Source organism: Actinoplanes lutulentus, assembly GCF_003259845.1.
GTDB lineage: Bacteria > Actinomycetota > Actinomycetes > Mycobacteriales > Micromonosporaceae > Actinoplanes > Actinoplanes lutulentus.
The window spans coordinates 324,892-338,591 of record NZ_QLMJ01000007.1 but is presented as its reverse complement, the minus strand read 5'-3'; the positions used below and the strand labels follow the sequence as shown (position 1 = coordinate 338,591).

General features: G+C 67.2%; 10 protein-coding genes. 6 read left to right on the top strand and 4 right to left on the bottom strand.

From position 1 onward, the window contains the following. Nucleotides 1-229: 229 nt before the first annotated feature. The gene (locus tag B0I29_RS18410) at nt 230-1,495 is read right to left on the bottom strand and encodes an ABC transporter substrate-binding protein (RefSeq protein WP_111650208.1); all 1,266 of its coding nucleotides are present in this window, start codon (nt 1,493-1,495) and stop codon (nt 230-232) included. A 227-nt stretch (nt 1,496-1,722) separates the two neighbouring features. Here B0I29_RS18410 and polA point away from each other — a divergent pair, with 227 nt between their 5' ends. After that, nucleotides 1,723-4,419, top strand: a complete 2,697-nt coding sequence (polA, locus tag B0I29_RS18405; protein ID WP_111650207.1) for a DNA polymerase I — start codon at nt 1,723-1,725, stop codon at nt 4,417-4,419. A 91-nt stretch (nt 4,420-4,510) separates the two neighbouring features. Then, complete coding sequence (locus tag B0I29_RS18400; RefSeq protein ID WP_111650257.1) at nt 4,511-4,888, top strand: ArsR/SmtB family transcription factor; 378 nt, start codon at nt 4,511-4,513, stop codon at nt 4,886-4,888. Nucleotides 4,889-4,951: 63 nt separating this feature from the next. On the opposite strand, the gene B0I29_RS18395 is transcribed toward B0I29_RS18400, so the two are convergent. Continuing rightward, nucleotides 4,952-5,749 (bottom strand): class I SAM-dependent methyltransferase, encoded by a 798-nt coding sequence (locus B0I29_RS18395; protein WP_111650256.1) that lies wholly within the window; start codon nt 5,747-5,749, stop codon nt 4,952-4,954. A 331-nt stretch (nt 5,750-6,080) separates the two neighbouring features. Here B0I29_RS18395 and rpsA point away from each other — a divergent pair, with 331 nt between their 5' ends. The 3 genes from rpsA (at nt 6,081) to uvrB (ending at nt 11,334) form a co-directional block, all read left to right on the top strand. Beyond that, nucleotides 6,081-7,595 carry a 30S ribosomal protein S1 gene (gene rpsA / locus B0I29_RS18390; protein ID WP_111650206.1) on the top strand — a complete coding sequence of 505 codons (1,515 nt, stop codon included), beginning with the start codon at nt 6,081-6,083 and terminating at the stop codon, nt 7,593-7,595. 136 nt (nt 7,596-7,731) lie between these two features. Then, nucleotides 7,732-8,922 carry a dephospho-CoA kinase gene (gene coaE / locus B0I29_RS18385; protein WP_111650205.1) on the top strand — a complete coding sequence of 397 codons (1,191 nt, stop codon included), beginning with the start codon at nt 7,732-7,734 and terminating at the stop codon, nt 8,920-8,922. A gap of 294 nt (nt 8,923-9,216) precedes the next feature. Beyond that, nucleotides 9,217-11,334 (top strand): excinuclease ABC subunit UvrB, encoded by a 2,118-nt coding sequence (gene uvrB / locus B0I29_RS18380; protein ID WP_111650204.1) that lies wholly within the window; start codon nt 9,217-9,219, stop codon nt 11,332-11,334. A gap of 53 nt (nt 11,335-11,387) precedes the next feature. Here the strand turns inward: uvrB and B0I29_RS18375 are convergent, their stop codons facing one another. Continuing rightward, the gene (locus tag B0I29_RS18375; protein WP_111650203.1) at nt 11,388-11,717 is read right to left on the bottom strand and encodes an antibiotic biosynthesis monooxygenase family protein; all 330 of its coding nucleotides are present in this window, start codon (nt 11,715-11,717) and stop codon (nt 11,388-11,390) included. A gap of 507 nt (nt 11,718-12,224) precedes the next feature. Between B0I29_RS18375 and B0I29_RS18370 the strand changes: the two genes are divergently transcribed. Further along, nucleotides 12,225-13,226, top strand: a complete 1,002-nt coding sequence (locus B0I29_RS18370) for a TerC family protein (RefSeq protein ID WP_111650202.1) — start codon at nt 12,225-12,227, stop codon at nt 13,224-13,226. 106 nt (nt 13,227-13,332) lie between these two features. On the opposite strand, the gene B0I29_RS18365 is transcribed toward B0I29_RS18370, so the two are convergent. Beyond that, complete coding sequence (locus B0I29_RS18365) at nt 13,333-13,644, bottom strand: hypothetical protein (RefSeq protein WP_111650201.1); 312 nt, start codon at nt 13,642-13,644, stop codon at nt 13,333-13,335. Nucleotides 13,645-13,700: the final 56 nt, after the last annotated feature.

The window sequence follows — 13,700 nt, the reverse complement described above, 5'->3', positions numbered from 1 at the left end:
GTGGCGGTGGCGGTGGCGGCGGTGGCGGTGGCGGTGGCGGTGGCGGTGGTGGGGAGTGGCCGTGGAGGGCTGGGGTTGGAGTGAGGGTGGAGGGCTTTGGGCGTACCCAAGGGGGTGGGGTGGGGGAAGGCTGCGGCAGGGCAGGGGGTGGGTCGGGGGGAAAGGGCGAGGGCCCGGCCGATGGCCGGGCCCTCGCTGAGAAGGTGGTGCGAACTACAGGAGCGGGCTATCAGCCGTCGATCTTGCCGGTCTGGTAGGCGACGTTCTTGTAGGTGTTGTCGGCGCCGTACTGGTAGATGCCGATCGTGGCCTCGGCCGGGTCACCGGCGTCGTTCCACTCGACCGGACCGCTCACGCCGTCGTAGTCGATGTCCTTGCCACCGGCCAGCGCTTCCTTGCACTGCTGGAAGGTGGTGCACTTCTCGCCACCCTTGGAGACCGCGGCCAGCTGCTTCGAGAACTCGGCGGGCGAGTCGCTCTTGGCGGCCTCAGCGGCCAGGGCGGTGAGGATGGTCGCGTCGTAGGACTCGGCCGAGTAGGAGAAGTCCTTCAGGGCCGGGTCGACCTCGAGAAGCTTCTTCTGGAAGTCCTCGCCGGCCTTGGCGCCCGGCAGGGTGCCCTTGGCGCCCTCGAAGGTGCCGTTCGGGAACTCGGAGCCGTAGTTCGACAGGTTGCCGTCGACGAAGTACCACTTCTTCGCCTTGGCGGTGAGGCCTGCCTCGACCAGCTTCGGAACGATCTTCTTGGTCTCGTCGAAGCCGATCAGGACGATCGCCGACGGGTTGGCCTGCTTGATCTTGCCGACCTCGGCCGAGAAGTCAGCCGCCTTCGGGTCGTAGACCTCTTCGGCGACGACCTGGCCGCCACCACTCTCGATCGCGGCGCGGGCGCTCTTCGCGAGGCCGGTGCCGTACGCGTCCTGGAGGACGAGGAGGCCGACCGTGGCGTTGCCGTCGGCGACGACGAGGTCACCCAGGACGCGGCCCTGGAGGACGTCCGGCGGCGCGGTCCGGAAGTAGAGGCCCTTGTCGTTGTACGTGGTGAACTGGTCCGACGTGTTCGCCGGAGAGATCTGCACCACGCCCGCACCGGTGATCTTGTCGATCACGGAGAGGGAGACCGAGGACGAGGCGGCGCCGATGATGGCGTCGACCTTCTCGGCGAGCAGCTTGTTCACCGACTGGCTGGCGATGTCGGTGGAGGTGTCGCCGGAGTCGGTGTCGCTGATGACGACGTCCTTACCGAGGACACCACCGGCAGCGTTGATCTCCTTGGCGGCGAGGTCGACGCCGGCGAACTCGGGCGGGCCGAGGAACGCGAGGGAGCCGGTCTGCGGCAGCAGGGTGCCGATCTTCAGCACACCGTCGCCAGCAGCGGCCGCGGGGGCCGAGGACGAGCCACTTTCGGGCTCATCGGAGTTCGAGCACGCGCCCAGGGCAAGGCAAGCGGCACCCAGCACGGCGACACTGCGCCATGCAAAGTTGCGGCGAATCATCAATTCTCCTTTGTCCAGCGCGGTGGGTGCGTTGGTGGGCTCCCACTGCCATGACGCTGATGCTGTGGAAACTTAAGTGAGCAGACGGTGTCTGCACCAGGGTCCGGACAGGGCTGCAACAGGACAGTTGCCTTTCCGTAACCTTGAGCAAGTGTCAGACGATTCTTAGGTGACGGCTCAGGCGGTGCGTCCGGTGTTGTCGGACCCGGCGACTAGAGTCCAGGGACGTGAGCGACGACGCCCAGACTCCCCGCCTCCTGCTGCTCGACGGCCACTCCTTGGCTTACCGGGCTTATTTCGCGCTCCCGGTGGAGAACTTCAGCACCGCCACCGGCCAGCCGACGAACGCTGTCTTCGGCTTCACCTCGATGCTCATCAACATGCTGCGCGACGAGAAGCCGACGCACATCGTGGTCGCCTTCGACCTCTCCCGGAAAAGCTTCCGCACCGAGAAGTACGCGGACTACAAGGCGGGCCGCTCCGAGACGCCGACGCCCTTCCTGGGCCAGGTCAGCCTGATCAAGGAGGTGCTCGAGGCGCTGCGCATCCCGGTCGTGGAGAAAGAGAACTACGAGGCGGACGACGTCATCGCCACCCTCGCCACCCAGGCGCGCGACTCCGGCATGGAGGTGGTGATCTCCAGTGGTGACCGGGACGCCTTCCAGCTGGCGAGCGAGCACGTCACGATCCTCTACCCGGTCCGTGGCGTCTCCGATGTCTGGCGGATGACCCCGGCGGCGATCGAGGCGAAGTACCTGGTGCCGCCGAGCCTCTACCGCGACAAGGCCGCCCTGGTCGGCGAGGCCAGCGACAACCTGACCGGCGTGCCCGGCGTGGGTGACAAGACCGCTGCCAAGTGGATCAAGGAGTTCGGCAGCCTGGACGGCATCATCGCCAACGTTGACAAGATCAAGGGCAAGGTCGGTGAGAGTCTGCGCGCCCACCTCGCCGAGGTGATGCGCAACTTCGACCTCAACCGGCTGGTCTGCGACCTCGAGCTGTCGCTGCGGCCGGAGGACGTGAAATGGGCCGGCTGGGACCGCGAGGCGGTGCACGCGGTCTTCGACGCGCTGGAGTTCCGGGTGCTGCGCGAGCGGCTCTACTCCTACCTCGACGCCGTCGAGCCGGAGGCCGAGTCCGGCTTCGACCTGGACGGCGCGATCCTGCCCACCGGCGCGGTGGCGGGCTGGCTGCGTGAGTTCGCCGGCACGGCGCCGGTCGGCGTCGCGGTCACCGGACGGTTCGGCCGGGGCGCGGGCGAGCTCACCGGCGTCGGCGTGGCCACGGCCGGCGGCAAGGCCGCCTGGTTCGACCCGGCGGCCCTGGACGAGGACGACGAGCGCGCCGTTGCCGCCTGGCTGGCCGAGCCCGGCCGGCCCAAGGTGGTGCACGACGCGAAACCGGCGCTGCTCGCCTTCCAGGCACACGGCTGGCAACTGGCCGGCGTCACCACGGACACCGCCCTCGCGGCCTACCTGGCAAAGCCGGACCAGCGTGCGTACGACCTGAACGACCTGGCCCTTCGTTACCTCAAGCGCGAGCTGCGGGTCGACGAGCCGGAGAACGCGCAGATCACCCTCTTCGACGGCCCTGACGACGACAAGGGCGCCGCCGAGATGAACCTGATGCTGCGCGCCCGGGCCACCCTCGACCTGGCCGACGTGATCACCGCCGAGCTGTCCCAGGACGGCGGCGAGTCGATGCAGATCCTCGGCGAGGTGGAGCAGCCGCTGTCGGTGGTGCTCGCCGCGATGGAGCGGCTCGGCATCGCCGCCGACACCGATTACCTGTCGGAGCTGGAGTCGCACTTCGCCGCCGAGGTGAAATCGGCGCAGCAGGCAGCGCACGAGGTGGTCGGCCGGGAGTTCAACCTGGGCTCGCCCAAGCAGCTCCAGGAGATCCTCTTCGTCGAGCGCAACCTGCCCAAGACCAAGAAGATCAAGTCCGGTTACACGACCGACGCGGACGCGCTGCAGAGCCTGTTCGCGCAGACCGGCGACCCGGTCCTGGCGCACCTGCTGCGCCACCGCGACGTGGCGAAACTGAAGTCGACTGTCGACGGCCTGCTCAAGTCGGTCTCCGACGACGGCCGCATCCACACCACCTTCAACCAGACGGTCGCCGCGACCGGCCGCCTCTCGTCGACAGATCCGAACCTTCAAAACATCCCCATCCGTACGGAAGAGGGCCGGCGCATCCGCCGCGCGTTTGTGGTCGGGCCGGGTCACGAGCAGCTGATGACCGCGGACTACAGCCAGATCGAGATGCGGATCATGGCGCATCTGTCCGGCGATGACGCGCTGATCGCCGCGTTCAACTCGGGTGCCGACTTCCACGCCGCCACCGCGTCGTCGGTCTTCCACGTCGGGCTCGACGAGGTCAGCGCCGACCAGCGCCGCAAGATCAAGGCGATGAACTACGGCCTGGCGTACGGGTTGAGCGCTTTCGGCCTCTCCAACCAGCTCAGCATCTCCACCGAAGAGGCCCGTGCCCTGATGGACGAGTACTTCGAGCGCTTCGGCGGGGTGCGTGACTACCTGCAGGCCGTGGTGGTGCAGGCCGGCAAGGACGGTTACACCGCGACCATCCTCGGCCGCCGCCGTTACCTGCCCGACCTGAGCAGCGACAACCGGCAGCGCCGCGAGATGGCCCAGCGGATGGCGCTGAACGCGCCGATCCAGGGCTCCGCCGCGGACATCATCAAGATCGCGATGCTCCGGGTGGACGAGGCGCTGAAGGACTCCGCCCTCACGTCGCGGATGCTGCTCCAGGTCCACGACGAGCTGGTGTTCGAGGTCGCCGCCGGCGAGCGTGAGCAGCTTGAGGAGCTGGTCCGCCGGGAGATGGGCGGCGCGTTCCCGCTCTCGGTGCCGCTGGAGGTCTCGGTCGGCGCCGGCCGGGACTGGAACGGCGCCGACCACTGACAGCGGGAAAAGAACGCCCGGACGGGTGGCAGGTACCGCGCACCTTGCGATGATCTGCCACCCTGGTCCGATGCCGAGTGGATCGATGTCGATGGAGATCGCCGTTGGGGACGAGGTCAGGCCTTCGCTGCTGATCTCGATCATCGCCCAGGTCGCCGGTGTCACGCTGGTGCGCGGCCCGCTTGAGACCGATCGGGCGTCCGTGCTCGCCGGCATGTTCAAGGCGCTCGGCGACCCGGTCCGGCTCCGGCTGCTCTCGATGATCGCGTCAGCGCCCAAGGGCGAGATCTGCGTGTGTGACCTGAGCGGCGAGTTCGACCTGACCGGCCCGACGATCTCGCATCACCTGCGGATACTGCGCGAGTCCGGCCTCGTCGACTGCGACCGCCGTGGCACCTGGGTGTATTACCGGCCGGTTCCGGACACTCTCACTCTTCTGGCTGACGTCCTGGACGTCAGCCCCGCTTAAAGGCGTCCTGGACGTCAGCCCCGCCTAAAGACGTCCTGGACGTCAGCCCCGCCTGGAAGACGATCAGGCCGGCAGGTCGCACACGAAGATGGCGGTGCCGGGGAAAAGGCGTCCGCGCAGCGGGCTCCACTGACCCCAGGTCCCCTCATGACCTTCCGGCCACTCCGGCTCGATCAGGTCACGCAGCACGAACCCGGCCGCCACGATCTCCCGGATCCGGTCGCCGAGCGTCCGATGCTGTTCCAGATAGGTGACCTGGCCGTCGTCGTCGCGCTCGACGTACGGCGAGCGGTCGAAATACGAGTTCCGCACGGTGAGGCCTTCCGCGCCGGGGTCGTCCCAGAACGCCCACCGCATCGGGTGGGTCACCGAGAACACCCAGCTGCCGCCCGGCCGCAGCACCCGGGCCACCTCGCGCATGGCGGCGGCCGAGTCGGCGACGAACGGGATCGCGCCGAAGGCGGTGCACACGATGTCGAACGCGTCGTCCCGGAACGGCAGGGCCATGGCGTCGGACTGGACGAGCGGTACGCGTACCCCTGTCTTGTCGGCCGTGAGGGCCGCGTGGCGCAACATGCCCGCGGAGAGGTCGATGGCGACCGGATGGGCGCCTTCCAGGCGCAACCACCGCGAGGCTGCCGCGGCGCCGGCGCCCAGTTCCAAGATCTTTTTTCCCTGTACGCGTCCCAGAAGGCGCGCGTCGGCTTCCCGGAGGCGCTCGGGGCACCAGACGAAGTCGGAGTCGCCGAGGAAGGCGCCGTGCTCGTCCTGATAGTCGTCGGCGTCGAGATCCCACCAGGAGCGGTTGGCCCTGCGGGCTTCCGTCTCGGTCACGTTCCCGGCGGCGGATTTTGAGGGGATCTCGATCACTCGGCAACGGTACGGCAGGCGTGTCGGCTGCCAGGATTCGGCCTATATCGGGCAGACTGGCCGGTTCTGACCCGACAATGTGCCGCGCTCCTCAGGAGGGCTTGCAACCTGTGGTAATGCGCACGGTAAGCTAGTCGATGCGCTCGCGGATCGTGTGCCTCGGCAGGGAGCAGGTTCCGTGGTCGCCGGTCTCGGCATGATCGACTGCATATGATCAGACTGCTCCACAGCTTGGTCGTCTCACTCGTTCGTGCGGTTCCGGTGGCAGTTCCGCCGAGCGCGAGAGACACCACGAATCCATCCGTTCGGAGCAACTGTCCACATGACGAGCAGCATCGAGGCCACCTCGAGCGCCAACAAGGTCACCGTCGACGATCTCGGGTCCGAGGAAGCATTCCTCGCCGCCATCGACGAGACCATCAAGTACTTCAACGACGGCGACATTGTCGAAGGCACCGTCGTCAAGGTCGATCGGGACGAGGTCCTGCTCGACATCGGCTACAAGACCGAGGGCGTCATCCCCTCGCGCGAGTTGTCGATCAAGCATGACGTGGACCCCGCGGAAGTGGTGTCGGTCGGTGACCACATCGAAGCCCTCGTCCTCACCAAGGAGGACAAGGAAGGTCGCCTGATCCTCTCGAAGAAGCGCGCTCAGTACGAGCGGGCTTGGGGCACCATCGAGAAGATCAAGGAAGACGACGGCGTCGTCCGTGGTTCCGTCATCGAGGTGGTCAAGGGTGGCCTCATCCTCGACATCGGTCTCCGGGGCTTCCTCCCGGCGTCGCTGGTCGAGATGCGTCGTGTCCGGGACCTGCAGCCGTACGTCGGCCGCGAGCTCGAGGCGAAGATCATCGAGCTGGACAAGAACCGCAACAACGTGGTTCTGTCCCGCCGCGCCTGGCTCGAGCAGACGCAGTCCGAGGTTCGCACCGAGTTCCTCAACAAGCTGCAGAAGGGCCAGGTCCGCAAGGGCGTCGTGTCCTCGATCGTCAACTTCGGCGCCTTCGTCGACCTTGGCGGCGTGGACGGCCTGGTGCACGTCTCCGAGCTCTCCTGGAAGCACATCGACCACCCCTCCGAGGTTGTCGAGGTCGGCCAGGAGGTCGAGGTCGAGGTCCTCGACGTCGACCTGGACCGTGAGCGTGTCTCCCTGTCGCTGAAGGCGACCCAGGAGGACCCGTGGCGTCAGTTCGCCCGGACCCACGCGATCAACCAGATCGTCCCGGGTAAGGTCACCAAGCTCGTTCCGTTCGGTGCGTTCGTCCGCGTCGACGACGGCATCGAGGGTCTGGTGCACATCTCCGAGCTCGCCGAGCGTCACGTTGAGCTGCCCGAGCAGGTCGTCCAGGTTGGTTCGGACGTTCTGGTCAAGGTCATCGACATCGACCTCGAGCGTCGCCGGATCTCGCTGTCGCTCAAGCAGGCCAACGAGAACTTCGTTGAGGGCGAGGAGCACTTCGACCCGACCCTGTACGGCATGGCTGCCACGTACGACAACGAGGGCAACTACATCTACCCGGAGGGCTTCGACCCCGAGACGGGTGAGTGGCTCGAGGGCTTCGACAAGCAGCGCGAGGCGTGGGAGAAGCAGTACGCGGATGCCCGCGAGCGCTGGGAGGCCCACACCAAGCAGGTCCAGGCGAGCCGCGAGGCCGACGCCGAGGCTGCGCTCAACCCGGTTCCGGCCGGCGGCGTGACCTCTTCGTCGTCTTCGTCGACTTCCTCGTCCACGAGCTCGTCGGCCCCGGCGCGCTCCGCCGAGGAGCCGGCCGGCACGCTGGCCACCGACGAGGCTCTCGCCGCTCTGCGCGAGAAGCTGGCCGGCGGCAAGAGCTGACGCTCTTCTGCTTGTAGCCAAGCGGTAGTACCCGGAAAGGCCGTCCCGACTCAGGTCGGGGCGGCCTTTCGCCATTCCCCGGATTTTCGGCGGCTGGACAGCGCTGACGATCGAGCGCACCGGGATACTGGTTCCCATGCTGAGGGTGGGACTGACGGGTGGGATCGGTGCGGGCAAGAGTGCTGTGGCCCAGCGCTTCGCCGAGCGCGGTGCGGTGATCATCGATGCTGACGTGCTCGCCCGTGAGGTGGTCCAGCCCGGCACCGACGGGCTCGCCGCGATCGTGGCCGCGTTCGGCGCGGGTGTGCTCACCGCGGACGGCGAGCTGGACCGGCCGGCGCTCGGTGCGAAGGTCTTCGGCGACGAGCCGGCCCGCCGGACGCTGGAGGGGATCATCCATCCCCGGGTGCGGGAGCGCACGGCCGAGCTGACCCGAGCGGCGCCACCGGACGCGATCGTGGTGAACGACGTTCCGCTTCTCGTCGAGGCGGGGCTTTCTCCGTCGTACCATCTGGTCGTTGTTGTTCTCGCGGACCGTGAGCTGCGGATGCAGCGACTGACGCAGTTGCGTGGCATGACGGCGGCGGAAGCCGCCGCCCGGATCGAGGCGCAGACCGACGACGAGCGACGCCGTGCCGCGGCTGACGTGGTCCTCACGAACGACGCCGATCTTGGTGATTTGCATGCCCGGGTGGATCAGCTGTGGCGTGAGCGGATCGTGGAGTTCGAGCGCAATCTGCGTCTGGGGCGTTCGGCGCGGCATCAGGATCAGCCGGCCGAGCGGGCTGAGCCGGATTGGCCGGCGGTGGCCGCGCGGTTGATCGCCCGGATTCGGCATGGCCTCGGTGGTCAGCCGGAGGTGCATCACATCGGGTCGACGTCGGTCCCGTTTTTGTCGGATTTGTCCGGCGTCGTTGATCTCATGCTGAGCGTGCGGACCCTGGCCGAGGCGGACGCGCTTGCCGGGCGGCTCGGGGAGATCGGCTTTCCGCGCAGGTCGGGGGAGTGGTTCGACAACGCGCGCGGTGTGCCGGGGATGACCTGGCCGAAGCGGTTGCACGGATGCGCCGACCCGGGTTACGAGGTGAACCTGCACGTGCGGGTGGCGGGGTCGCCGGGCTGGCGTTTCGCGCTGCTCATGCGTGATCATCTGCGCGCGGTGCCGGAGGCGCGAGACGCCTATGCCGCGGCCAAGGCCGCGTGGGTGGCTTCCATCGAGGACCGGGAGGGGTACGCCGAAGCGAAGGAGCCGTGGTTCGACGAGGAGGCCCGGGCGGCGGACGACTGGGCGGCATCAGTCGGCTGGCAGCCTGGACAAGCTTCGTAGGAAGCTCTCGCGGCGACCGGTCTGCGCTGGGCGCGACTCACCGAGGGTGCGCTTGCCCGGGAGGTCCCTGGGGCGCATCGACCACGGTGCGGCATGGTGAACGCGATCCTTGACGGATGTGATCCACACGATGCCTGCGGCCGCCGCGAGCGGCCTACCCGCCAAGGCTAGGCCGCGGGGTCAAGCACGACAATGGCGCTGCTCGGGGCGGAATGTGCACCCACAGCACGCCGTCGTGACCGGCTCGCGGCAGCCGTGCCGGAACTTGTCATACCCCCGACGTACGGTGTGAACATGGCGCTCGACATCCCACGACTTGACGGCCGGTTCGAGGTCGTCAGCGAATTCCAGCCCGCGGGTGACCAGCCCGCCGCGATCGACGAGCTTGAGCGACGGGTCCGCCGCGGCGATCTGAATACTGTTCTGCTCGGCGCCACCGGCACCGGCAAGAGCGCCACGACGGCCTGGCTCATCGAGCGGCTGCAGCGGCCGGCGCTCGTGCTCGCGCCCAACAAGACGCTCTGCGCCCAGCTCGCCAAGGAGTTCCGCGAGCTGCTGCCGAACAACGCCGTCGAATACTTCGTGAGTTACTACGACTATTACCAGCCTGAGGCGTACATCGCCCAGAGCGACACCTACATCGAGAAAGACTCCTCGGTCAACGAGGAGGTGGAGCGCCTCCGCCACTCGGCCACCCGGTCACTGCTGACCCGGCGCGACACCATCGTGGTGGCGACGGTGAGCGCGATCTACGGCCTGGGCACCCCCCAGGAGTACATCGAGACCGCCGTCCAGCTCAAGGTCGGCCAGGAGATCGAGCGCGACAAGCTGCTGCGCCGCCTGGTCGACATCCAATACACGCGCAACGACGTGGCCTTCCAGCGCGGCACCTTCCGGGTCCGCGGCGACACGCTGGAGATCATCCCGGCCTATGAAGAACTGGCCGTGCGCGTCGAGCTCTTCGGCGACGAGGTGGAGAAGCTCTACTACCTGCACCCGCTCACCGGCGAGGTGGTCCGTGAGGTCGACGAGCTGGTCATCTTCCCGGCGACGCACTACGTGGCCGGCGCGGAGCGGATGGAGCGGGCGATCCACGACATCGAGGCCGAGCTGGAGGAGCGGCTCGCCGAGTTCGAGCGGCAGGGCAAGCTCCTCGAGGCACAGCGGCTGCGGATGCGGACCACCTATGACATCGAGATGATGCGCCAGGTCGGCTTCTGCAACGGCATCGAGAACTACTCGATGCACATGGACGGCCGCCAGCCCGGCGAGCCGGCCTACACCCTGCTCGACTACTTCCCGGATGACTTCGTCACCGTCATCGACGAGTCGCACGTGACGATCCCGCAGATCGGCGGGATGTACGAGGGCGACGCCTCCCGGAAACGGATCCTGATCGAGCACGGCTTCCGGCTGCCCAGCGCCGCCGACAACCGGCCGCTGCGCTTCGACGAGTTCCTCGACCGGGTCGGCCAGATGGTGTTCCTGTCGGCGACACCCGGCCCGTGGGAGCTGGAGAAAGCGCAGGGCGAGTTCGTCGAGCAGGTCATCCGCCCGACCGGCCTGGTCGACCCGCAGGTCGTGGTGAAACCCACGAAGGGCCAGATCGACGACCTGATGCACGAGATCAAGCTGCGGACCGAGAAAGACGAGCGGGTCCTGGTCACCACGCTGACCAAGAAGATGGCCGAGGACCTCACCGATTACCTCCTGGAGAACGGCATCCGGGTGCGTTACCTGCACTCCGAGGTCGACACGCTGCGCCGGGTCGAGCTGCTCAAGGAGCTGCGCAAGGGTGATTACGACGTGCTGGTCGGCATCAACCTGCTGCGTGAGGGTCTCGACCTGCCCGAGGTGTCGCTGGTCGCGATCCTCGACGCCGACAAGGAGGGCTTCCTGCGCAGCGGCCGCTCGCTGATCCAGACCATCGGCCGCGCCGCGCGTAACGTCTCCGGCGAGGTCCATATGTACGCCGACAAGATCACCCCGTCGATGCGGAACGCTATCGACGAGACGGACCGCCGGCGCGACAAGCAGATCGCCCACAACGAGGCGAACGGCATCGTCCCGACGGCCCTGCGGAAAAAGATCCACGACATCCTCGACGACATCTACCGCGAGGCCGAGGACACCGAGAACGCGGTCGGCGGCGCGATGGTCGGCGGCGGTGGCCGGCAGATGTCCCGGGGCAAGGCGCCGGTGCCGGAGACCAGGTCGAAAGCCCGTGCCGGCTCCGGTACGGCCCGGCCGGGGATGGCCCGTGCCGAGCTGGCCCAGCTGATCCAGGATCTCAGCGATCAGATGCTGGGTGCCGCCCGTGAGCTGCAGTTCGAGCTGGCCGCCCGGATCCGCGACGAGGTGAAGGAACTGAAAAAGGAGCTGCGCGGCATGGACATGGCCGGGGTGAAATAACCCCGGTCGGGTCAGCCCGCGACAAAGTCGTGGTCGGGGTGCGCCCGGCCGGGTCAGCCTGCGAAGAAGTCATGGTCGGGGTGCGCCCCGGCCGGGACCACGTCGGCGAAGAACTCGGCCAGTGGCGGCTGCGCCAGCGCACCCGCGATCAGCGCCCGCCACTGGGCGAACCGTTCGGTACGCCGGAAGTTGTGCTCCTGGTCGTCCAGGCTGTCCCACTCGACCAGGAGCAGGAACCGGGTGCTCGACTCGGTGCCTCGCTTCACGCGTACCGAGCGGCAACCCTGCGCCCCCGCGATGACCGGGCGGGCAAGGCGGTATGCCTCCAGGAAGTCGATGTCTCGGCCAGGCAGGACGTCGATCAGCGTGACTTCGAGAACCATGTTGGCAACTGTCCCATACGCGAAACATGGCTAGCTTACTAGGATGCCTTAGGGACTGTCAGGGTTCGCCCCGAAACTCGGAGTCACCGGGACTAGCCTTGAGGGAAGGCGACAGTGAAGGGGAATCTTCCAGGATGAGCGGTTTGGTACGCGAGTCCCGCCACTCTTAGGTCTCCCGGTGTGTAGATCCGGGACCGGATGCGCAACAATGGCTAACCGTGGGAGGGGAGTATTCCCCTGCTCCGGTGTCGTCAGCACGGAACGCCGTATATCGGCGCGCCCGGGACCGGGGGTCGCGGAGTCATCCGCGGCGGAAGAGACCTCCGACAGTCGCACGTCGCTGCTTTCATTTAGGCACGAGTCTCGCTCCAGCGAGTCCCGGTGTCGGGTTCTGGTCATTCGTGACTCACTCACGAGTCTCGATCACAGAACTCGGGTACCTGTACTCGTAATGAGACGCGTACAAGAGTGGATGCAGCGACGACCCGTGTCTGCCGGAGGTTCTCGTTGAACGTTCCCGTCTGGGTCTGGGTCGCCACGCTCGTTGCGCTGGTGGCCGTACTCGCCGTTGATCTTCTGATCATCGGGCGCAGACCACACGAACCCAGCATGAAGGAAGCGGGAACATGGGTCGGCTTCTACGTCGGCCTGGCGGTCCTGTTCGGTGCCGGAGTCTGGGCGACAGCGGGCGGACAGTACGCCGGTGAGTTCTACACCGGCTGGCTGACCGAGTACTCGCTGAGCGTCGACAACCTCTTCGTCTTCGTGATCATCATGGCGCGCTTCGCCGTGCCACGGCACCTGCAACAGAAGGTGCTGCTGATCGGCATCGTGCTGGCGCTGCTGATGCGTGGCGCGTTCATCGCCGCCGGCGCCGCCCTGATCACACAGTTCTCCTGGGTCTTCTACATCTTCGGCGCTTTCCTCGTCTACACCGCGATCACGCTGGTCAAGGGCGGCGAGAACGACGAGGACGACTTCAAGGAGAACCTGCTCATCCGCTGGGCGAAGCGTGCCCTGCCGATCTCCTCGTCGTTCGGCGACGGCCGCTTCAGCGTGGTCACCGAGACCGGCAAGCGCCTCTTCACCCCGATGCTGATCGTGATGATCGCCATCGGCACCACCGACCTGATCTTCGCCCTGGACTCGATCCCGGCGATCTTCGGCATCACCAAGGAGCCGTACCTCGTCTTCACCGCGAACGTGTTCGCGCTGATGGGTCTGCGGCAGCTGTTCTTCCTGCTCGGCGGCCTGCTGCAGCGTCTGGTCTACCTCAACATCGGCCTGGCCGTGGTGCTCGCCTTCATCGGCGTGAAGCTCTTCCTCGAGGCCCTGCACACCAACACCCTGTCGTTCCTCAACGACGGGCACGGCTTCCACTGGGCCCCCGAGATCCCGATCTGGCTCTCCCTGCTGGTCATCCTGGGCACGCTGGGCATCGCCACCGCCGCCAGCCTGATCAAGTCCTCCCGGGACCGCAAGAAAGAGCTGATCGGGTCCGGCAACTAAAGATCAAAAACCTTCTTGGGTACGGTCGGAGCACCGTTCCCACCGACGCGGACACCGGCCGGGCCCGGGCGACGACAAGTCACCCGGGCCCGGCCGTTCGTGTCGGTCAGCTCGTGGGCACCAGGTCGAGCTGCTCCTGCATCGCCTGGTCGAACAGCGGGTTGTAGGCGCAGACCGCGGCCCGCTGCTCGGTCCGCTCAGCGATCACCTGGTCGCCGGCGAGAATCCGGCAGGTCACCTCATCCGTGTCCGACGAGATGGCGGTGAGCGTCACACCCCACTCGATCTTCTCCATCGTGAAGCTGGTCGACCACGGCATCGGAATCGGGTCATCGGGCTTGCCGACGATCGGCTTGGATGCCTGCATGTCGGCGTCCCATTTGATCTGCAGCGCGGTGCCGCCGGCGGCGACCAGCACGGCGGCCGCGACAGCGAGATAGATCCGTAGGCGGGCGCGCGGGGTTGGGGAAAGGG

Excerpts from the sequence above, each read along its gene's own strand:
- B0I29_RS18410 (WP_111650208.1), bottom strand. The coding sequence starts at position 1,495 with ATGATTCGCCGCAACTTTGCATGGCGCAGTGTCGCCGTGCTGGGTGCC.
- uvrB (WP_111650204.1), top strand. The coding sequence starts at position 9,217 with ATGGCGCTCGACATCCCACGACTTGACGGCCGGTTCGAGGTCGTCAGC.
- B0I29_RS18375 (WP_111650203.1), bottom strand. The coding sequence starts at position 11,717 with ATGGTTCTCGAAGTCACGCTGATCGACGTCCTGCCTGGCCGAGACATC.
- coaE (WP_111650205.1), top strand. The coding sequence starts at position 7,732 with ATGCTGAGGGTGGGACTGACGGGTGGGATCGGTGCGGGCAAGAGTGCT.
- rpsA (WP_111650206.1), top strand. The coding sequence starts at position 6,081 with ATGACGAGCAGCATCGAGGCCACCTCGAGCGCCAACAAGGTCACCGTC.
- B0I29_RS18400 (WP_111650257.1), top strand. The coding sequence starts at position 4,511 with ATGGAGATCGCCGTTGGGGACGAGGTCAGGCCTTCGCTGCTGATCTCG.